We start from the raw sequence: 18,444 nt of genomic DNA, 5'->3' as shown, positions 1-18,444 counted from the left end.
TCAGGCCACCGCCTCAGAGCGTCCGGCGTTGCGGCCGGAGAAGATGCAGCCGCCCAGAAAGGTGCCCTCCAGCGCATTATAGCCGTGATAGCCACCGCCGCCGAAGCCGGCGACCTCGCCGGCGGCGAAGAGCCCCGGCAGCGGCTGGCCGTCGCCGCCGACCATCTGGCTGTCGAGCGTCGTCTGCAGCCCCCCCAGCGTCTTTCTCGTCAGGATGTGCAGCTTGACGGCGATCAGCGGGCCGTTCTTCGGATCGAGGAACTTATGCGGCCTGGCGGTGCGGATCAGCCGGTCGCCGCGATGGTTGCGGGCGGCATGAATGGCCATGATCTGGGCATCCTTGGAAAACGGATTGTCCATCTGCGCATCGCGGGCCTCGACCTCGGCCCGGATATGGGCGGGGTCGAGCGGCAGATCGGAGATCTCGTTCATGCCAGCCACCAGCGTCTCCAGCGTCTCGGCGACGACGAAATCGGCACCATGGGCCTTGAAGGCCTCCACCGGGGCGGGGGCGCCGCCGCGGGACAGCAGCCGCGCCTTCAGCACCTGCAGCCAACTTTTCGAAGTCAGATCGGGGTTCTGCTCCGATCCGGAGAGGGCGAATTCCTTTTCGATCACCTTCTGGCTCAGCACGAACCAGCTGTAATCGTAGCCGGTCTTCAGGATTTCCTTCAGCGTCGCCAGCGTATCGAAACCGGGTAGGCAGGGGGCGGGCAGCCGGTGGCCGCGGGCATCGAGCCAGAGCGACGAGGGGCCGGGCAGGATGCGGATGCCGTGGTTTGGCCAGATCGGATCCCAGTTCCGCACCCCTTCGGTGTAATGCCACATCCGGTCGGGGTTGATGATATGGCCGCCGGCGGCCTGGGAAATCGCGATCATGCGGCCATCGACGTGAAACGGCACGCCGGCCACCATCTGTGCCGGCGGCGGTCCCAGGCGATCACGCGGCCAGGCCTTGCGGACCAGGTCGAAATTGCCGCCGATGCCGCCGGAGGTGACGATGACCGAGGGCGCGTAGAGCTCGAATTCGCCGATCTCGTCGCGGTTGGTCTTCTGGCCGCGGGCGGCACTGTCGGGGGCGAGGATTTCGCCGGACACGCCGCGCACGGCGCCGGTCTGGCGGATGATATGGCTGACCTGATGGCGGAACTTCAGGGCAATCCGGCCGGCCTCGGCATGGGCGCGGACCCGGGCGACGAAGGGTTCTATCACCCCGGGACCAGTGCCCCAGGTGATATGAAACCGCGGCACCGAATTGCCGTGACCGGTGGCGAAGGCACCGCCGCGTTCGGCCCAGCCGACGACCGGAAACCAGCGCAGCCCCATCGCCTTCAGCCAGGGGCGCATCTCTCCGGCGGCGAAATCGACATAGGCCTCGGCCCATTGGCGTGGCCAGGCGTCCTCGGGGCGGTCGAACCCGGCGCTGCCCATCCAGTCGCGCAGCGCCAGATCGTGGCTGTCGCGGATGCCCATGCGGCGCTGTTCCGGGGTATCGACCAGGAACAGGCCGCCCAGCGACCAGAAGGCCTGCCCGCCGAGAAACGCCTCGGGCTCCTGATCCAGCAGGATCACCCGCTTGCCCCGGTCGCCCAGTTCCGCCGCCGCCGCCAGCCCCGCCAGCCCGGCCCCGACGATGATCACATCCGCATTGTCCATCGGCCCCTCCGCTCTCCTCAGGGCGGAGCTTAGGGCGGGGCGAGGCGCCGGGGCAACGGTGGCGGGCGCGGTTTACGTGAGGTCGCGACGGGGGGCCGCGCGGCGGGGCGGTGTCCGGCGGGTCAGAACGGCCAGAACAGCAGGATCGCGGGGATCGAGACCAGGATGATCAGCGCCTCCAGCGGCAGGCCCATGCGCCAGTAATCACCGAAGCGATAGCCGCCGGGGCCGAGGATCAGCGTGTTGTTCTTGTGCCCGATGGGGGTGAGAAAGGCCGAGGAGGCCGCCACCGCCACCGCCATCAGGAAGGGATCGGGCGACACCCCCAGGCTCTGCGCCATCTGGATGCCGACCGGGGCGGCGACGATGGTGGTCGCGGTGTTGTTCAGCACATCCGACAGCGTCATCGTCACCACCATCAACACCGTCAGCACCGCCCAGGCGGGCCAGCCGGCGGTCAGCGCCACCAGCCCGTCGGCCAGCAGCCGGGTGCCGCCGGACGCATCGAGCGCCGCGCCCAGCGGGATCATCGACCCGAGCAGCACCACCACCGGCCATTCGACGTGATCGTAAAGCTCGCGCAGTGGCAGGATGCCGGTCAGCGCATAGCCCATGACGACGATCCCCAGCGCCACCGGCAGATAGATCAGCCCGAAGCTGGCGGCGGCGATGGCGGCGGCGAACATGCCGATGGCGAGCCAGGTCTTGTCGCTGGCCGTCACGCTCAGCCCGCGGGCCGCCAGCGGCAGGCAGCCCAGCCAGTCGGTCACATCCGGGCCGCGGTCGCGCGGGCAGAGCAGCAGCAGGATATCGCCCGGGCGCACCTCGGTCTTGCGGACCTGCTTGGCGATCGGCTGACCGCTGCGCGAGATGCCCATCAGGATGGTGCTCTGCCGCCAGGCCAGGCCGATGGCCTGGGCGGTCTTGCCGGCGATGCGGGCGGTTTCGGGCACCACCACCTCGATCAGGTCGAGCCCCTCTCCGGCGGCGGTCAGCTTTTCCTGCCGCCCGGCATCCGAGAAGGCGAGGCCGAGCGCGGCGCGGAATTCGTCGAGCGCCTCGGGCGCGGCCTCCAGCACCAGCGCATCGCCGGCCCGCAGCAGCGCATTGGAGGCCCGGCCGTACCGACGCTGGCCGCCGCGGATCAGGCCGAGGATCGCCACATCGGTCTTTTCCGCGATCTCGTCGAGCTCGGCCAGGCGCTTGCCGATGTGGGTGGAGCCCTCGGGCACGGTGAGTTCGGCGATATAGGCGGCGAGTTCGGAATGCGGGCTGCGGGTTTCGCCGCGGTCCGGGATCAGCCGCCAGCCGACGAGCGCGACGAAGAACAGCCCCGCCAGCGCCGCGATGCCGCCGACCGGGGCGAAATCGAACATCGCGAAGGGCGCACCGAGCGCGTTTTCCCGGATCGTGGCGATGACGATATTGGGGGGCGTGCCGATCAGCGTGGCCATGCCGCCGAGGATGGTGGCGAAGCTCAGCGGCATCAGCGTGTAGGAGGCGGCGCGCCCGGCCTTGCGTGCGGTCTGCATATCGACCGGCATCAGCAGCGCCAGCGCCGCGACGTTGTTCATGAAGGCGGAGAGCACCGCCCCGATGCCGCCCATCAGCACGATATGGGTGCCGAGCCCGCGCGAGGCGTCGATCAGGGTGCGGGTGATCAGGAACACCGCGCCGGAGCGGACCAGCCCGGCGGAGACGATCAGCACCAGCGCCACCACCAGCGTCGCGGGATGGCCGAAGCCGGAAAACGCCCGGTCGGTCGGCACCACGCCCAGCACCACTCCCGTCAGCAGCGCCGAGAAGGCGATCAGATCGTAGCGGATCCGGCCCCAGAGCAGCAGGGCAAAGACGGCGACGAAGAGCGAAAACAGGATGATCTGATCGGTGGTCATGACGCCAGCTTAGCGGCGAAGCGGGCGGGGGCAACCGGGCAGGGACGTGTCGGCGACCGCCCGCGGGCGCGGGGCGGGTTGATCAGGGGCCGGGCAAGCGGCTATATGACCGCCAATTCATATATCAGACCGAGGACGCACCATGGCCGGGCACTCCAAATGGGCCAACATCCAGCATCGTAAGGGCCGCCAGGACGCGGTTCGGGCGAAACTCTTTTCGAAATTCTCCAAAGAGATCACCGTCGCCGCCAAGATGGGCGATCCCGATCCCGACAAGAACCCGCGGCTGCGGCTTGCCATCAAGGAAGCCAAATCGCAGTCGATGCCGAAGGACAACATCGAACGCGCGATCAAGAAGGCTTCCGGCGGCGAGGGCGACGATTACGAGGAAATCCGCTATGAGGGCTACGGCCCCAACGGCGTGGCGGTGATCGTCGAGGCGATGACAGACAACCGCAACCGCACCGCTTCGAACGTGCGTTCGACCTTCACCAAGAACGGCGGCAACCTGGGCGAGACCGGCTCGGTCGGCTTCATGTTCGAGCGCAAGGGCGAGATCACCTATCCCGCCAGCGTCGGTGATGCCGATACCGTGATGATGGCGGCGATCGAGGCCGGTGCCGAGGATGTCGAGAGCTCCGAGGACGGTCACGTGATCTGGTGCGCCGATACCGACCTGAACGAGGTCGCGACCGCACTGGAAGCGGAGCTGGGCGAGAGCGAAAGCACCAAGCTGGTGTGGAAGCCCACCACCACGACCGAAATGGACCTGGACAGCATGCAGAAGCTGATGAAGCTGGTCGACGCGCTGGAAGACGACGATGACGTGCAGCGGGTCACCACCAACTTCGAAGCCTCCGACGAGGTGATGGCGCAGCTCTGATCGCGGCGCGGCATCCCGAAATATTTGGACGCCCGGCCGATGTGCCGGGCGTCTGTCGTTTCAGCGGGCCCTGTCCCTGCCGGGCCCCGATCGCTCAGTCGAAGAAGCTGGCGATCTCCTCCAGCGGTTTCTTGATCTTCGCCGCCGCCGGGACGGTGGCATCGGCCGCCGGGTGGCCGAGGGCGATGATCATCGTCGGTTTCTCCGCCTCCGGCCGGTTCAGCGCGGCATTGAGGAATTTCATCGGATTGGGGGTATGGGTCAGCGCCGCCAGCCCGGCGTGATGCAGCGCCGCCAGCAGGATGCCGGTGGCGATATTGACGCTCTCGGGCACGTAATAGTTCTTGTAACGGCTGCCATCCTCGAAACGGCCCCAGCGCTGAGCGAAAACCACGATCAGCCAGGGCGCCCGGGTCAGATGCGGTTTCTCCGCCGTTGTGCCGATCGGTTCCAGCGCCCGGATCCATTCGTCGCCACCGCCGCCGGCGTAGAAGCGGCGCTCTTCGGCTTCCGCCTCGGCACGGATCTGCTGTTTCAGCGCCGGATCGGCGATGGCGGCGAAATGCCAGGGCTGATGATTGGCACCGGAGGGGGCGGTGCCGGCGGTGCGCAGGCAGCTTTCGATCACCGCCCGCGGCACCGGGCGGTCGGAATAGTTGCGCACGCTGTGGCGCCGGCGCATCTGGTCGTGGAAAGCCTCGGCGCTCAGCAGCATCTGCTCGTCATCCATCCGCGCCCGATGCGGCAGCGGCACCGCTTCGTAGCGGAGCTGGTCCTTGGAAATCATCGGTCTTCTCCTCCCGGTTCGCGGACCGCCCTAGGGCGCCGGCGGGATCAGCACCGTGGCGGCGGCCCGGCGCACCGCCCGTGTCAGCGGTCGCAGGGCCGGGGCCATGACCCGGCTGACCTGCCAGCTCAGCGCGATGTCGAGCGGCCGGTCGGGCCATAGTGGCACCAGCGCGCCGCGGCGCAAGGGCTCTTCCACCAGGCAGAGGGGGTTCATCCCCCAGCCCAGCCCGGCGAGGGCGGCGTCGACAAAGGCGGTGGAGGAGGGCAGGTAATGCGCCGGCGGGTTCAGCCTCTGGCCGAAGGTGGTCTCGATCCACTGGCGCTGCAGCGCGTCCTTGGCGTTGAAGATCATGCAGGGCGCCCGCGCCAGCGCCGCCGGGGTGACCCCATCGGCGAACCAGCGGGCCATGAAGGCGGGGCTGGCGGTGGCGATATAGCGCAGCGCGCCCAGCGGATGGGCATCGCAGCCGGCCACCGCGGCGGCCTCGGCACAGACGGCGGCGCTGACCGCACCCTGCCGCAGCCAGTCGGCGCTGTGGTCCTGATCGTCGATCACCAGATCGAACAGCAGATCGGCGGTGCCGGCCATGGCGGGAATGAACCAGGTGGAGAGGCTGTCGGCATTGACCGCCAGCCGCAGCCGGGCGGCACCGGGGCCGGGCTCCAGCGCCAGATCGCGGCTGAGCTGGGCTTCGAGCAGACCGATGTCCTCGGCGTGTTTGGCCAGCCGGGCGCCGGCCGGCGTGGCGGTGCAGGGGGTGGCGCGGCGGATCAGGGCGGCGCCGACCCGTTCCTCCAGCGCCTTGATGCGTTGCGAGATCGCCGAGGGAGTAACGCCCAGATCTGCGGCGGCGGCCTCGAAACTGCCGTGGCGCAGGATGGCGGCGAGGGCGGCGAGCTGGGGGGCGTCGAACTGCATTAGAACTGCTAAACTGAATTGAATATCTTTAACTGGAGTAATCGTGCGCTGCTGTCTAGTCAAACCCCGACCAACGAAGGGAGCCGACCATGACCGCCGCCATCCTGCCGGGCTTTGCGCTCGGGCTCAGCCTTATCTTGGCGATCGGGGCGCAGAACGCCTTCGTGCTGCGGCAGGGGCTGCGGCGCGAGCATGTGCTCTGGGTGGCGCTGACCTGCGCGCTCTCCGATGCGGTTCTGATTGCTGCCGGGGTCGGCGGCATGGGCCGGCTGGCCACCTGGTTCGCGCCGCTGATGCGCTGGGGCGGGGCGGCCTTCCTGCTGGCCTATGGCGGGCGCAACCTGATCGCGGCGGCGCGGGGCGGGGCAGCGATGCAGGCGACGGCGACCGGCGGGCGCGGGTTGCGGGCGACGCTGGCCACTTGCCTGGCGCTGACCTGGCTCAACCCGCATGTCTACCTCGATACCGTAGTGCTGATCGGCTCGGTTTCGGCGCAATACGAGGACCGCTTCGGATTTGCCCTGGGGGCAAGCGCCGCCAGCCTGGTCTTCTTCTTCGCGCTGGCCTATGGCGCCCGGTTGCTGGCGCCGCTGCTGGCGCGGCCGGGGGCCTGGCGGCTGCTTGACGCCGGGATCGGGCTGGTGATGTGGGCCATCGCGCTGCGGCTGATCCTGATGTGAGAGCGTTTGCGGAGGCTTGTGCCGGCGGTCGAATGCGTGTTCAACCGGAGGTATGACACAAACCGTAGCCGCTCCCGCATCCTCCCGCCCCCTGCATGGTGTCCTCTGGATGCTGGCGGCCGGGCTGGTCTTCGTGGTGATGACCGCGCTGGTCAAGGCGCTGGGGCCGCGTATCCCGGCGCCGCAGGCTGCCTTTCTGCGCTATGCCATGGGGCTGATCTTTCTGCTGCCGATGCTGCGGCCAATCCTGAACACGCGGTTCACGCCCAAAGTGATGGGGCTTTTCGCGCTGCGCGGTCTGCTGCATTCGGGCGGGGTGATGCTGTGGTTCTTCGCGATGACCCGCATTCCGCTGGCCGAGCTGACGGCGCTGAACTACCTGTCGCCGATCTTCGTGACCATCGGCGCGGCGCTGTTTCTGAAAGAGCATCTGGCCTTCCGCCGGATCGCCGCCATCGGCGTGGCGCTGCTGGGCGCCGTGGTGATCCTGCGCCCGGGCTTTCGCGAGATCGAGCCGGGCCATCTGGCGATGCTCATCGCCGCGACGGTGTTCAGCGGATCTTACCTGCTGGCCAAGGTGCTGACCGATCAGATCAGCCCGGCGGTGGTGGTCAGCATGCTGTCGGTCTGGGTGACGCTGGGGCTGGCGCCCTTCGCCGCCGTGGTCTGGGTGACGCCGACGGCGACCGAACTGCTGATGCTGCTGGGGGTCGCCTGTTTCGCCACCGCCGGCCATTATCTGATGACCCTGGCGATGCGGGCGGCGCCGCTGACGGTGACCCAGCCGGTGACCTTCCTGCAGCTGGTCTGGGCGACGCTGATGGGGGTCTTGCTGTTTCACGAGAGCGTCGATTTCTGGGTGCTGGTCGGAGCCGGCATGATCCTGGCGGCGATCAGCTTCATCACCTGGCGCGAGGCGGTGCTGCGGCGGCGCAACGTGACCCCGCCGGTCACCGCCACCAAGGGCTGACATCGGGCCTGCATTGTGGGCAGAGCGCGGCCGATCCGGTCAGCCGGCGACGGTGGGCGGCTGCTGGCCGGTCGCGGGCAGGGAAGTTGATTGACGGGTCAGTTTCCAGCACATAGCGTCCTGCGACCATAGGAGGAACGACGGTCATGCCGAAACAGGGAATGGAACCCATTCGCCGCGATGCGCTGGTGCGCGCCACGATTGCCGAGCTCGGGGCCGCGGGCACGCTGGATGTGACCGTCAGCCAGATCGCCCGCCGCGCCGGCGTCTCCAGCGCGCTGGCGCATCACTACTTCGGCGGCAAGGACCAGATCTTTCTCGCGGCGATGCGCCGGATCCTGTCGGATTTCGTTGCCGAGGTACGCCGCGAGCTGAAGGGGGTTCCGCGCGAGGGGCGGGCGGCGGCCATCGTGCGGGCCTGTTTCGGCGGCTCCAGCTTCACCCCCGAGGCGGTAGGCGCCTGGATGTGTTTCTACGTCATGGCGCAGAGCAATCCACAGGCGCTGCGGCTGTGGCAAATCTATCACCTGCGGCTGCGCTCCAACCTGATCCACGCGCTGCGCCCGGTCTGTCCCAGGCCGGCGGCGGCGGCCGACACGCTGGGGGCCTTGATCGACGGGCTCTATATCCGCGCGGCGCTCGATCCGGAACTGAGCCCGGCGCAGGCCGAACGCCAGGCGCTGACGGTGCTGGCCAATCTGTGCGGAGATCGCAAATGACCCGACCCAATATCCTGATCCTGATGGTTGATCAGCTGAACGGCACGCTGTTTCCCGACGGCCCGGTCGACTGGCTGCATGTGCCGAACCTGCGCAAGCTGGCCGCGCGGTCGACCTGTTTCGCCAATGCCTATACCGCCTCGCCGCTCTGCGCGCCGGGGCGGGCCAGCTTCATGTCCGGGCAACTGCCGTCGCGCAGCGGCGTCTATGACAACGCGGCGGAGTTCCGCAGCGATATCCCGACCTATGCCCACCATCTGCGGCGGGCGGGCTATTACACCTGCCTGTCGGGCAAGATGCATTTCGTCGGTCCCGATCAGCTGCACGGGTTCGAGGAACGGCTGACCACCGACATCTATCCGGCCGATTTCGGCTGGACCCCGGATTATCGCAAGCCGGGCGAGCGGATCGACTGGTGGTATCACAACATGGGCTCGGTCACCGGGGCGGGGGTGGCGGAGATCACCAATCAGCTCGAATACGATGACGAGGTCGCCTATCACGCGAAGGCCAAGCTCTATGATCTGGCGCGCGGCAAGGACGACCGGCCGTGGTGCGTCACCGTCAGCTTCACCCATCCGCACGATCCTTATGTGGCACGGAAGAAATACTGGGATCTCTATGCCGATTGCGATCATCTGCAGCCGGAGATTCCGGCGATCCCCTATGAGGAGCAGGACCCGCATTCCAAGCGTATCTTCGACGCCAACGACTGGCACAGCTTCGATATCACCCCGCGGGACATCGAACGCTCCCGCCGGGCCTATTTCGCCAATATCTCCTATCTCGACGACAAGATCGGCGAGATTCTGCAGGTGCTGGAGGATACCCGGCAGGAGGCGATCGTGGTCTTCCTCTCCGATCACGGCGACATGCTGGGCGAGCGTGGGCTGTGGTTCAAGATGAACTTCTACGAAGGCTCCGCCCGGGTGCCGCTGATGATCTCCGCCCCCGATCTGCCGGCGGTGCGGATCGAGACGCCGGTCTCCACCCTCGACGTGTCGCCGACGCTGGCGGCGCTGGCCGGCGTTCCGCTGGACGAGGTCGCGCCCTGGATCGATGGCGAGGATCTGGGGCCCTTGGCGCGGGGCGCGCGGCGCGATAGCCCGGTGGCGCTGGAATATGCCGCCGAGGCCTCCGACGCGCCGCTGATCTGCCTGCGGCAGGGCCGCTGGAAATACACCCGCTGCGTGCTCGATCCCGAGCAGCTTTTCGATCTGGAGAGCGACCCGTTCGAGCTGAGCAATCTGGCCTCTGATCCCGCCCATGCCGCCACCCTGGCGGAGTTCCGGGCGATGGCCGACGCGCGCTGGGAGCTGGACCGGTTCGATGCCGATGTGCGCGCCAGCCAGGCCCGTCGCTGGGTGGTCTACGAGGCGTTGCGGCAGGGCGGCTATTACCCATGGGATTATCAGCCGCTGCAGCAGGCCTCGGAACGGTTCATGCGCAATCACATGGATCTCAACGTGCTGGAAGAGGGGCAGCGGTTCCCGCGCGGCGAGTGAAAAACGGGGCATCGGCGGTGGCCAGTTGATCCGCGTCAATGTGGTGGACACCGCCGATCCATAGGGTATAGCGACACCGAACGTTGGAAGGAGCGAACAGATGACCCATACCCCGCACGAGCTGGTCGAAGAGTTTCCCGAACAGGCCGCACAGATCGCCGAGCTGAAGCTGAGCGACGCGCATTTCGCCAAGCTGGTCGAGGAATACCACGAGGTGAACCGCGCGGTGCACCGGGCCGAAACCAATGTCGAGCCGGTCGAAGAGCTGGCCGAAGTTGACATGCGCAAGAAGCGCGCGGCCCTGAAAGACGAAATCTGGGGGATCCTGTCGGCCGAGTAAGCCGGAGGATCTGACGACATCGCAGCGCGCGGTCCGCAAGGTCCGCGCGTTTTGCGTTCCGGGACGCGGGCTCAGTTCACCTCATAGGGCAGGACGCCGCGCTGATTGGCGTCGATGCTCAGCCGTCGTTCCAGCGGCGGGACGGAGCGCTGGTGGCAGATCTTGCGTTCGCAGATCCGGCAGGAGATGCCGATCGGCTCATAGGCGCTGGCATTGGTCACATCCAGCGTATCGGCATAGACCAGCGCGTCAGCATGGCGCACCTCGCATCCCAGCGCGATGGCATAGCGGCGCACCGGCGCGCCGAAGCTGCCGCCGGGTTTGGAGACGTCGCGGGCCAGGTTGATATAACGCACCCCGTCTGGCGTCTCCGCCAACTGGCGCAGGAACTGGCCCGGCGTCTCAAAGGCGCGGTGCACGTTCCACAGCGGGCAGGCGCCGCCGAACCGGGCGAATTGCAGCCGCGTGGCGCTGTGCCGCTTGGTGATGGTGCCGGCCTGATCGACCCGGGCGAAGAAGAACGGGATGCCCTTGGCGCCGGGCCGCTGCAGGGTGGAGAGCCGGTGCGCCACCTGTTCGATCGAGGCGCCGAACCGGGCGCTGAGCAGCTCCAGATCGTGGCGGGTTTCCTGCGCGGCGGCGAGAAAGCGGCCATAGGGCAGCAGCGCCGCGCCGGCGAAGTAATTGGCCAGGCCGATCTTGGCGATGGCGCGGGCCTCGTCGCTGTGGAAACGGGCGAAATCCAGCGTCGCTTCCAGCAGTTTGTCCTGTTGCAGCAGGGCCAGTTGCAGCAGCATCTGAAAGGCCTGAGTCTGCGGCGCCAGCCGGGTGGACAGCCGCAGGTGCCGGGCTTCGGAATCATACAGCCGCATCGGTCCGATATCGGCCAGTTCGACCCGGATGCCCATGGTCTCCAGCGCCGCCAGCGCGGTCTCGCGCATCTGGCCGGGGGCCTGCGCCTGCTGGGCGAAATTCTCTGCCGCGCGGTCGACCGCGTCGATGTAATTGTCGCAGTAGTGGAAGAAGTCCCGCACCTCTTCCCAGGGGCTGGCCTGCAGCCGGGCATCCTCGCGCCCCAGTGCCTCGTCCAGCGAGGCGAGCCGTTCATGGGTCTGGCGATAGCTGCGGTGCAGCGCCAGAAACGCCCGCGCCAGCGCCGGCGCATTGGAGGCGGTGAGCCGGAGATCGGCCAGCGGCGGCGCCGCATCGGCAAAGACCGGGTCGGCCAGTACCTCGCGCAGGTCGCTGACCAGACGTTCGCTGTCGCCGGTCGACAGCTCGGTCACATCCATGCCGAACTCCTGAGCCAGCGCCAGCACCACGGTGGTGCTCACCGGGCGGTTGTTGTTCTCCATCTGGTTGAGATAGGGCAGCGACACTCCGAGCTTGGAGGCGAATTCCTTCTGCGTCAGGCCGAGCCGCGTGCGCATCTCGCGCAGTTTCGCACCGGCGTAGAGTTTTTGCGGAGCCATGGCGGGGACGAGAGCCGTCTTTGCTGATTTGCGATGCGCGAAGGGTATATTTGCAAACCCGCGGGGGCAACCCCCGTCACAGGCCCAGCTGACGTTCGCGCAGCATCACCAGGACGATGGCGGCGACCCCGAGGATCGAGCTGGCCAGCATCATGAACAGCAGGGGCCAGGCACCGGTGTCCGGGGTCAGCAACGCGCCTGCCAGCGCGCTGAGCCCGGCGCCGCCGCCCTGCATCACCGCGCCGTTGAGGCCGGAGGCGGTGGCGGCCAGATGTGGCCGCACCGACAGGGCGCCGGCAGTGGCACTGGGCAGCGCCAGCCCGTTGCCGAGCCCGACGATCACCATCAGTCCGAAGAAGCTTTCGGCCGAGCCGAGATCGGTGGTCATCAGCGCCATCGAGGCCAGCACCCCGCCAGTGACCACCAGGCAGCCGATCAGCACCATGCGGTTGACCCCGAGCCGGATGGCGAATTTCCCGGACAGGAAGTTGCCGACGAAATACCCCACCGCCGGCGCCCCGAAATAGAGGCCGAGCCGTCCGGGCTCCAGCCCGTAGACCTGCGATCCGACGAAGGGGGCGCCGCCCAGGTAGGCGTAAAAGGCGCCAGCGGAGAAGGCCGACGACAGCGAATAGCCCCAGAACCGCGGCGAGCGCAGCAATTCGGGGTATTCCCGGAACTGGCCGATCAGGGTCTTGCCGCTCTTGTGCGCGGTTTCCCCGAAGTCGGCGTAGGTCAGCCACAGGGTCAGGGCGCCCATCAGCGCCAGCGCCCAGAAATTCGCGGTCCAGCCCCAGAGCTGGTCCAGCATCCCGCCGACGACCGGCCCCAGCATCGGCACCACAGCCATGCCCATGGTGACATAGCCGATCATGCTGGCCGATTGTTCCGAGCTGTAGAGATCGCGCACCGCCGCGCGGCTCAGCACCATGCCGACCACCGCCGCCGCCTGTCCCATCCGGGCCAGCAGGAACAGCTCGACCGTGGGGGCGACGATGCAGATCAGCGTCGCGGCAAGATAGAGGGCGATGCCCCAGAGGATCACCGGCCGCCGCCCCATCTTGTCCGAGACGGGGCCGATCAGGATCTGCACCACCGCGGTGACCGCCAGATAGAGCGCCACCGAAAGCTGCATCATCCCGTAGTCGGTGTGGAAATGGGCCGCCATGCTCGGCAGGCTGGGCAAGAAGATATTCATTGCCAGCGCCGACAGGCCAGAGAGCAGAATCAGGGTGCCGATATGGGGCGGAGTGCGGGGGCCCGCCAAGGGTGTGCGGGGCCCGGCGGGCTCCTGCAAATTCGCCATGGAGTGCCGTTCGTATGAAACTGGGTTCTGCTGTCAGGCGTAAATATCGTCGCCCAACGCGCTTATAGTTGTATTTACAACAGTCAGCGTGTCGCCGCCACCGAAATCGAAGACGACATCGGCGCCGATCTGGCTGGCGGCGTCCATAACGGTGGCGAGATCGCCCAGCCGGTTGATCTGGATGCGGTCCGCGCCCGCCTCGAAATCGGCGATGGTGTCGGTGCCGTCGCCCTTGGCGAAGACGAATTTGTCGTCGCCGCCCTGACCGCGCAGGGTATCCTTGCCGCGATTGCCCTTGAGGATATCGGCACCGAGCCCGCCCTTCAGCGTGTCGTTGCCGTTGCCGCCCAGCAAGGTGTCCTTGCCGGCCTTGCCGTTCAGCAGGTCCCGGCCGCTGCCGCCCTTCAGCGTGTCGTCGCCGCCGTCGCCGATCATCCTGTCGTTGCCGCCGTCGCCCTTGAGTGTGTCCTTGCCGGAGCCGCCGAACAGGGTGTCGTCGTCCAGACCGCCCCGCAGCACGTCGTTGCCGCCCCGGCCGCGCAGATCGTCGGCGCCGCGGCCGCCCGACAGCAGGTTCTTGCCGCCGCTGCCGGTCAGATGATCGTCGCCATCGCCGCCATAGGCGTTTTCGATGGTGGTGTCGAAGGCGATCACCACATCGTCGGTGGTGTCGAAGCTGGAGAAACTGCCAGCCGCCAGCGACAGCGTGACATCGTGGCCGCGGCCGCGGGCATCGAGGCTGTCGGTGCCGCCGGTGTCCCAGATCAGATCGACCGTCTCGCTGCGCGGGGCGGTATAGCTGGTGTCGCCGGGATTATAGCCGGCCGCGCCCCAGATATCCTGCAGCGCATAGACGTCGAACAGCATCATCACATCGCTTTCCAGCCCGTTGTCCGGGTTATCGGTGTAGGACATGATGCTGTATTTGTTGTTGTCGTAGTCCATCGGCAGGGCGGGGGAGGAGAACGGGTGCTTCAGCCCCAGCGCGTGCCCCAGTTCATGCAGCAGCAGGCTGGCCTGATCGCTCACGTCCAGCGTGTTGTCGTAAACCACGTAGCTGTCGTATTCGGTGATGTCGCCGCTTGGCGGGTCATAGCTGAGCGAGTAGCCGCCATAGCCGGTGGTGGTGCCGGGAAGCGTCACTTTGCCGACGTTCAGATCGGGATCGGAGAGACCGGTGACTTCGACGAATTCGACATTCAGGAAGGTCTCGATATGCGCCAGCGCCGCTTCGAAGGCGCTCTTCTCCGCGGCGGTGAAGGCGGTCCAGCCGGTGTAGGTGCTGCTGGTGGGCAGATCGACCGGTTCCGTGGTGCCGGCGTATTGATAGCTGATCGTCAGCCGGGCCGCGCCAGTGGTGTTCATCGGGTTGAGCGATCCCACCAGGGGGAATTGCAGGCCTTCGAGGATTTCTGCGCGCGTCAGCATTGTTTCATCCCTCGCTGCTTGGGGTCGATGGGGTATGATTCATGATGAAAACATGCCAATCGGGTCCTGAACGTAACAAACTTTGGCCGTGATGCGAAAGAAATCTGCGGAGGCGGTGAAATTTGCAGTTTTGCGAGTTAGCTAAGGGTAATTTTCTTAGCTTTGCAAATTTGCCGAATTTCGCTTTGGTGTCGCGCGCGGCAGCTATATGGTCTGACGAAATCTTATAGGGGATACGCACCATGAAGGACATTCTTTCGGAGCTGGAAGAGCGCCGCGAAGCCGCCCGGCTGGGCGGTGGGCAGAAGCGGATCGATGCGCAGCACGCCCGTGGCAAGCTGACCGCGCGCGAGCGGATCGATCTGTTGCTGGACGATGGCAGCTTTGAAGAGTTCGATATGTTCGTGTCGCACCGCTGCACCGATTTCGGCATGCAGGACCAGCGCCCCTATGGCGATGGCGTGGTGACCGGCTGGGGCACCATCAACGGTCGCATGGTCTATGTCTTCTCCCAGGATTTCACGGTCTTCGGCGGCTCCCTGTCCGAAACCCACGCGCAAAAGATCTGCAAGATCATGGACATGGCGGTGCAGAACGGCGCGCCGGTGATCGGCATCAACGATTCCGGCGGCGCCCGGATTCAGGAAGGTGTCGCCTCGCTCGCCGGGTATGCCGATGTGTTCCAGCGCAATATCATGGCCTCCGGTGTGGTGCCGCAGATTTCGGTGATCATGGGCCCCTGTGCCGGCGGCGCGGTCTATTCCCCGGCGATGACCGACTTCATCTTCATGGTGAAAGACAGCTCCTACATGTTCGTCACCGGCCCCGATGTGGTGAAGACTGTCACCAACGAGGTGGTCACCGCCGAAGAGCTGGGCGGCGCCTCGACTCACACCCGGAAATCCTCGGTCGCCGACGGCGCCTTCGAAAATGACGTCGAAGCGCTGAGCGAAATTCGCCGGCTGGTGGATTTCCTGCCGCTCAACAACCGTGAAAAGCCGCCGGTTCGTCCCTTCTTCGATGAACCGGGTCGGGTGGAGCACAGCCTCGATACGCTGGTGCCGGAAAACGCGAATACGCCCTACGACATGAAGGAGCTGATCCTGAAGGTCGCGGACGAGGCCGATTTCTATGAAATCCAGGCCGATTACGCCAAGAACATCATCACCGGTTTCATCCGTCTGGAAGGCCAGACCGTGGGCGTCGTTGCCAACCAGCCGATGGTTCTGGCCGGCTGTCTGGACATCGATTCCAGCCGCAAGGCGGCGCGCTTCGTGCGCTTCTGCGATTGCTTCGAAATCCCGATCCTGACCTTCGTTGACGTGCCGGGCTTCCTGCCGGGGACCAGCCAGGAATATGGCGGGGTCATCAAGCATGGCGCCAAGCTGCTGTTCGCCTATGGCGAAGCCACCGTTCCGAAGGTTACCGTGATCACCCGCAAGGCCTATGGCGGCGCCTATGACGTTATGGCCTCCAAACACCTGCGCGGCGATTTCAACTATGCCTGGCCCACCGCCGAGATCGCGGTGATGGGGGCCAAGGGCGCGACGGAGATCCTCTATCGCTCCGAACTGGGCGATCCGGAGAAGATCGCGGCGCGGACCAAGGATTACGAAGACCGCTTCGCCAACCCCTTCGTCGCCGCCGAGCGTGGCTTCATCGATGAGGTGATCCAGCCGCGCTCGACCCGTCGCCGGGTCAGCCGGGCCTTTGCCAGCCTGCGCAACAAGCAGCTGAGCAATCCCTGGAAGAAGCACGACAACATCCCGCTGTAAACGGTCGCCCTTCGGGGCGTCCGATCCTGCCGGAGCCCGGGGAGGGGCTCCGGCCCTGAGTGTCTGAGTCCGGAGCTCCCGCCATGACCCTGTGCCGCATATGCCATGCCGATCTCTGCCGCCCCGGCGGCCGGGACTGCGCATGTGTGGCCGGTTCGGCAAGGATCAATCGAAAAATGCGTGAAGAGAGATATAATATTTCTCGTCCGACGATTTCGGCGTTTGACTTTCCGCAAGGAGTCGCGCAATGATCCCGCCCAGCGGATACCGGACAGCGCGACGGGGGTTCCGCGTTGCGCACGCAGCCCCGGCAGGAGGAGCCCGCCAGCAATGGTGGGGTCGGGGCTGCGGATTCACCCAGATCGTCGGTCTGCCCGCCGTTTCCCTGTTGTCATCTGTGTTGCTGACCTCTGCCGCCTGTGCCGCGACCTCGGGCGCCGGTACGGCCATCGCCGTGCCGTCGGGCCAGACCGTCACCCTGCAGGAAGTTCTGCTGGACGATGCGCCCGGTGCGCTCTGGGCCCGGTTCCGCTTCGTCGCCCCGCAGCTCGGTCATATTGTGCAGGAGGCCAGCGCCGGGGATATCGACGATTTGTGCCAGCGGTTCGTGCTGCCCTATCTCGCCGAGCACGATCTGGCCCCGGCGCGGGTGGTGATTTCCCTGTCGGACCGGGCGCTGGATTTCGGCACCGCGGACCCGGCGGCGGTGCAGTATTTCGAAACCTACCGGCCTGAGAAAACCCGTTGCGTCTGGGAGGCGTTCTGATGGCGAAACCGGATCCCGCGGGTTTGAGTGCGCGCGTCGGCGCGGGTGCGACATTGCAGCCACAAACCGCCTGCGCGGCGGTCTGCGGATGTATTTCGGAAGGGAACCAGATTATGATTGGCGCGGGTCGCGGAACAGCGACCGTTGACGTGAAGCTGAGGCAGGCGGGGCATCTCTGCCCTGTTGGTTTCGCACCCATAATCAGGAGAACCAGATGTCGAAGAGCATCCATTTCCTCGCAGCGGTGGGCTTCGTGGCCACCCTTGCGGCCTGCGACAACTCCCCGAAAGAGGAATATGTCGTGGTCGAGCCCGAGCCTATCTCGGTCGAGCCGGCCTTCACCGGAAAATACAAGTAAACGCGTCACGGGGCCGGCCCTGCGGCTGGCCCCGTCCGTCGCTGCCCGCCCCGGGACCGGAGGGCAGTCATGCTGAAGCACCGTGGGTTCCCCGGCCGTCTGGCCGGCACCGATTTCCAATTCACCATCCGTCGTGCCAATCCCAAGGGGGTGACACCGCTCACCCGGCGCGAGCGTTTCAGCGACCGCAGGCCTGCCGACCGGCGCGCCGACGCGGGGTTCATGCAGGCGCTCTGGGATCAGTTTGGCGACGAACCTTTCGAACGCGGCAACCTCGATGCCGGCCGGCTGAGCTGGCTGTTCGGGCGCGAGGTGATCCCGGCGGAGGATCCCTTCGATCCGGCGAGCTATGAGGCGCTGCTGCAGATCGATGTCGAAGTCGCGCGGCAATCTTTCCCGGAGGTCTTCGGATGACCCTCGGCGGGTTCTTGCAGACACCGGCCCGAAACCGGCGAAATCCGGCCCAAACGGGGGGGGTGGCATCGTCGCGCTTGGCTTGCGGGGCAGGCTGGGGCAGCGTGGCCCTGTTGCCGCGCACCGAGGTCGCATCGCGTGACGGCATTCATCTGTTCCGATCCCCTTTCCTGACCGGGCAGGTGCGGGCGCTGTGCGCCGGCCTGCCCGTTTTCTTTTTTGATCCCAATGGGTTGCCATGTGGGCAAGAGCCTGCCGATCAGCTCGTGCGGGGACCCGAAACGATTGAATTCGCCGCGGTTCGTGCCGATATGGAGGACAGACTCCACAGATGGACAGGGATTGCAGGAAAATGCGTAAACTCAAGCTTCTCGTTCTGCCGGGCGCGCTTCTGGCGCTGGCAGGCTGCCTCGACAACGATGGCGAACGGGCGCTCGCAGGGGCGGCGGTCGGTGCGATCGCTGCCGATGCCTTCGATCACAACGTCGCGGCTGGCGCCGCGATCGGCGCGGCAGGCGGTGCGCTCTGCGACGACGCCGGGCTGTGCTGATCGGCTGACCTTCTTCGTG

At 66.5% G+C, this 18,444-nt stretch carries 18 protein-coding genes; 11 read left to right on the top strand and 7 right to left on the bottom strand.

Annotation, left to right across the window (positions count from 1 at the left end; translation table 11 throughout):
• Together QO033_RS10590 and QO033_RS10585 are read right to left on the bottom strand one after the other, a co-directional pair.
• Entirely contained in the window at positions 1 to 1,656 is a 1,656-nt protein-coding gene (locus QO033_RS10590; RefSeq protein WP_284480934.1) for an FAD-binding dehydrogenase, read from the bottom strand.
• Positions 1,657 to 1,778: 122 nt separating this feature from the next.
• Positions 1,779 to 3,551 (bottom strand): SLC13 family permease, encoded by a 1,773-nt coding sequence (locus QO033_RS10585; RefSeq protein ID WP_284480933.1) that lies wholly within the window; start codon positions 3,549 to 3,551, stop codon positions 1,779 to 1,781.
• A gap of 142 nt (positions 3,552 to 3,693) precedes the next feature.
• Here QO033_RS10585 and QO033_RS10580 point away from each other — a divergent pair, with 142 nt between their 5' ends.
• A complete protein-coding gene (locus tag QO033_RS10580) occupies positions 3,694 to 4,434 on the top strand; it encodes a YebC/PmpR family DNA-binding transcriptional regulator (protein WP_284480932.1) in 741 nt (246 codons plus the stop codon).
• A gap of 94 nt (positions 4,435 to 4,528) precedes the next feature.
• Here QO033_RS10580 and QO033_RS10575 read toward each other — a convergent pair whose 3' ends face one another.
• Together QO033_RS10575 and QO033_RS10570 are read right to left on the bottom strand one after the other, a co-directional pair.
• Positions 4,529 to 5,221, bottom strand: coding sequence for a nitroreductase family protein (locus QO033_RS10575; RefSeq protein ID WP_284480931.1), 693 nt, complete (start codon positions 5,219 to 5,221; stop codon positions 4,529 to 4,531).
• A gap of 30 nt (positions 5,222 to 5,251) precedes the next feature.
• The gene (locus QO033_RS10570) at positions 5,252 to 6,142 is read right to left on the bottom strand and encodes a LysR family transcriptional regulator ArgP (RefSeq protein WP_284480930.1); all 891 of its coding nucleotides are present in this window, start codon (positions 6,140 to 6,142) and stop codon (positions 5,252 to 5,254) included.
• Positions 6,143 to 6,231: 89 nt separating this feature from the next.
• Here QO033_RS10570 and QO033_RS10565 point away from each other — a divergent pair, with 89 nt between their 5' ends.
• From QO033_RS10565 to QO033_RS10545, 5 genes are all read left to right on the top strand, one after another.
• Positions 6,232 to 6,822: a LysE/ArgO family amino acid transporter gene (locus tag QO033_RS10565; RefSeq protein ID WP_284480929.1), complete on the top strand. Its 591-nt coding sequence runs from the start codon at positions 6,232 to 6,234 to the stop codon at positions 6,820 to 6,822.
• A 52-nt stretch (positions 6,823 to 6,874) separates the two neighbouring features.
• On the top strand, positions 6,875 to 7,792 hold the full coding sequence (locus tag QO033_RS10560) for a DMT family transporter (RefSeq protein WP_284480928.1): 918 nt from the start codon (positions 6,875 to 6,877) through the stop codon (positions 7,790 to 7,792).
• A 146-nt stretch (positions 7,793 to 7,938) separates the two neighbouring features.
• Complete coding sequence (gene betI / locus QO033_RS10555; RefSeq protein ID WP_284480927.1) at positions 7,939 to 8,511, top strand: choline-binding transcriptional repressor BetI; 573 nt, start codon at positions 7,939 to 7,941, stop codon at positions 8,509 to 8,511.
• Positions 8,508 to 10,016, top strand: a complete 1,509-nt coding sequence (gene betC / locus QO033_RS10550) for a choline-sulfatase (protein ID WP_284480926.1) — start codon at positions 8,508 to 8,510, stop codon at positions 10,014 to 10,016. The genes betI and betC overlap by 4 nt, the downstream gene beginning before the upstream one ends.
• Before the next feature lie 100 nt (positions 10,017 to 10,116).
• Positions 10,117 to 10,356 carry a YdcH family protein gene (locus QO033_RS10545; RefSeq protein WP_284480925.1) on the top strand — a complete coding sequence of 80 codons (240 nt, stop codon included), beginning with the start codon at positions 10,117 to 10,119 and terminating at the stop codon, positions 10,354 to 10,356.
• 71 nt (positions 10,357 to 10,427) lie between these two features.
• Here QO033_RS10545 and QO033_RS10540 read toward each other — a convergent pair whose 3' ends face one another.
• From QO033_RS10540 to QO033_RS10530, 3 genes are all read right to left on the bottom strand, one after another.
• Positions 10,428 to 11,828, bottom strand: coding sequence for a helix-turn-helix domain-containing protein (locus tag QO033_RS10540; protein ID WP_284480924.1), 1,401 nt, complete (start codon positions 11,826 to 11,828; stop codon positions 10,428 to 10,430).
• 76 nt (positions 11,829 to 11,904) lie between these two features.
• The gene (locus QO033_RS10535) at positions 11,905 to 13,134 is read right to left on the bottom strand and encodes a multidrug effflux MFS transporter (protein WP_284480923.1); all 1,230 of its coding nucleotides are present in this window, start codon (positions 13,132 to 13,134) and stop codon (positions 11,905 to 11,907) included.
• A gap of 33 nt (positions 13,135 to 13,167) precedes the next feature.
• On the bottom strand, positions 13,168 to 14,562 hold the full coding sequence (locus QO033_RS10530) for a M10 family metallopeptidase (RefSeq protein WP_284480922.1): 1,395 nt from the start codon (positions 14,560 to 14,562) through the stop codon (positions 13,168 to 13,170).
• A gap of 242 nt (positions 14,563 to 14,804) precedes the next feature.
• On the opposite strand from QO033_RS10530, the gene QO033_RS10525 reads away from it, so the two are divergent.
• The 5 genes from QO033_RS10525 to QO033_RS10505 all read left to right on the top strand — a co-directional run bounded on the left by QO033_RS10525 (position 14,805) and on the right by QO033_RS10505 (position 18,425).
• The gene (locus QO033_RS10525; RefSeq protein ID WP_284480921.1) at positions 14,805 to 16,337 is read left to right on the top strand and encodes an acyl-CoA carboxylase subunit beta; all 1,533 of its coding nucleotides are present in this window, start codon (positions 14,805 to 14,807) and stop codon (positions 16,335 to 16,337) included.
• Between the two features lie 247 nt (positions 16,338 to 16,584).
• Positions 16,585 to 17,103, top strand: a complete 519-nt coding sequence (locus tag QO033_RS10520) for a DUF6497 family protein (RefSeq protein ID WP_284480920.1) — start codon at positions 16,585 to 16,587, stop codon at positions 17,101 to 17,103.
• A 214-nt stretch (positions 17,104 to 17,317) separates the two neighbouring features.
• Positions 17,318 to 17,461 (top strand): hypothetical protein, encoded by a 144-nt coding sequence (locus QO033_RS10515; RefSeq protein WP_284480919.1) that lies wholly within the window; start codon positions 17,318 to 17,320, stop codon positions 17,459 to 17,461.
• A 69-nt stretch (positions 17,462 to 17,530) separates the two neighbouring features.
• A complete protein-coding gene (locus QO033_RS10510; RefSeq protein WP_284480918.1) occupies positions 17,531 to 17,875 on the top strand; it encodes a hypothetical protein in 345 nt (114 codons plus the stop codon).
• Between the two features lie 352 nt (positions 17,876 to 18,227).
• The gene (locus tag QO033_RS10505; RefSeq protein ID WP_284480917.1) at positions 18,228 to 18,425 is read left to right on the top strand and encodes a hypothetical protein; all 198 of its coding nucleotides are present in this window, start codon (positions 18,228 to 18,230) and stop codon (positions 18,423 to 18,425) included.
• The last annotated feature ends 19 nt before the right edge of the window (positions 18,426 to 18,444 follow it).

It is taken from the genome of Pseudodonghicola flavimaris (assembly GCF_030164425.1).
GTDB classification, from domain to species: domain Bacteria; phylum Pseudomonadota; class Alphaproteobacteria; order Rhodobacterales; family Rhodobacteraceae; genus Pseudodonghicola; species Pseudodonghicola flavimaris.
The sequence above is the reverse complement of the archived record's forward strand: the minus strand, read 5'-3'. Positions and strand labels throughout refer to the sequence as shown.

Coding starts and splice junctions, on each gene's coding strand:
- QO033_RS10525 (WP_284480921.1), top strand. CDS start 14,805: ATGAAGGACATTCTTTCGGAGCTGGAAGAGCGCCGCGAAGCCGCCCGG.
- QO033_RS10575 (WP_284480931.1), bottom strand. CDS start 5,221: ATGATTTCCAAGGACCAGCTCCGCTACGAAGCGGTGCCGCTGCCGCAT.
- QO033_RS10545 (WP_284480925.1), top strand. CDS start 10,117: ATGACCCATACCCCGCACGAGCTGGTCGAAGAGTTTCCCGAACAGGCC.
- QO033_RS10530 (WP_284480922.1), bottom strand. CDS start 14,562: ATGCTGACGCGCGCAGAAATCCTCGAAGGCCTGCAATTCCCCCTGGTG.
- QO033_RS10570 (WP_284480930.1), bottom strand. CDS start 6,142: ATGCAGTTCGACGCCCCCCAGCTCGCCGCCCTCGCCGCCATCCTGCGC.
- QO033_RS10510 (WP_284480918.1), top strand. CDS start 17,531: ATGCTGAAGCACCGTGGGTTCCCCGGCCGTCTGGCCGGCACCGATTTC.
- QO033_RS10515 (WP_284480919.1), top strand. CDS start 17,318: ATGTCGAAGAGCATCCATTTCCTCGCAGCGGTGGGCTTCGTGGCCACC.
- QO033_RS10540 (WP_284480924.1), bottom strand. CDS start 11,828: ATGGCTCCGCAAAAACTCTACGCCGGTGCGAAACTGCGCGAGATGCGC.
- betC (WP_284480926.1), top strand. CDS start 8,508: ATGACCCGACCCAATATCCTGATCCTGATGGTTGATCAGCTGAACGGC.
- QO033_RS10565 (WP_284480929.1), top strand. CDS start 6,232: ATGACCGCCGCCATCCTGCCGGGCTTTGCGCTCGGGCTCAGCCTTATC.
- QO033_RS10585 (WP_284480933.1), bottom strand. CDS start 3,551: ATGACCACCGATCAGATCATCCTGTTTTCGCTCTTCGTCGCCGTCTTT.
- QO033_RS10535 (WP_284480923.1), bottom strand. CDS start 13,134: ATGGCGAATTTGCAGGAGCCCGCCGGGCCCCGCACACCCTTGGCGGGC.
- QO033_RS10505 (WP_284480917.1), top strand. CDS start 18,228: ATGCGTAAACTCAAGCTTCTCGTTCTGCCGGGCGCGCTTCTGGCGCTG.
- betI (WP_284480927.1), top strand. CDS start 7,939: ATGCCGAAACAGGGAATGGAACCCATTCGCCGCGATGCGCTGGTGCGC.
- QO033_RS10590 (WP_284480934.1), bottom strand. CDS start 1,656: ATGGACAATGCGGATGTGATCATCGTCGGGGCCGGGCTGGCGGGGCTG.
- QO033_RS10520 (WP_284480920.1), top strand. CDS start 16,585: ATGATCCCGCCCAGCGGATACCGGACAGCGCGACGGGGGTTCCGCGTT.
- QO033_RS10560 (WP_284480928.1), top strand. CDS start 6,875: ATGACACAAACCGTAGCCGCTCCCGCATCCTCCCGCCCCCTGCATGGT.
- QO033_RS10580 (WP_284480932.1), top strand. CDS start 3,694: ATGGCCGGGCACTCCAAATGGGCCAACATCCAGCATCGTAAGGGCCGC.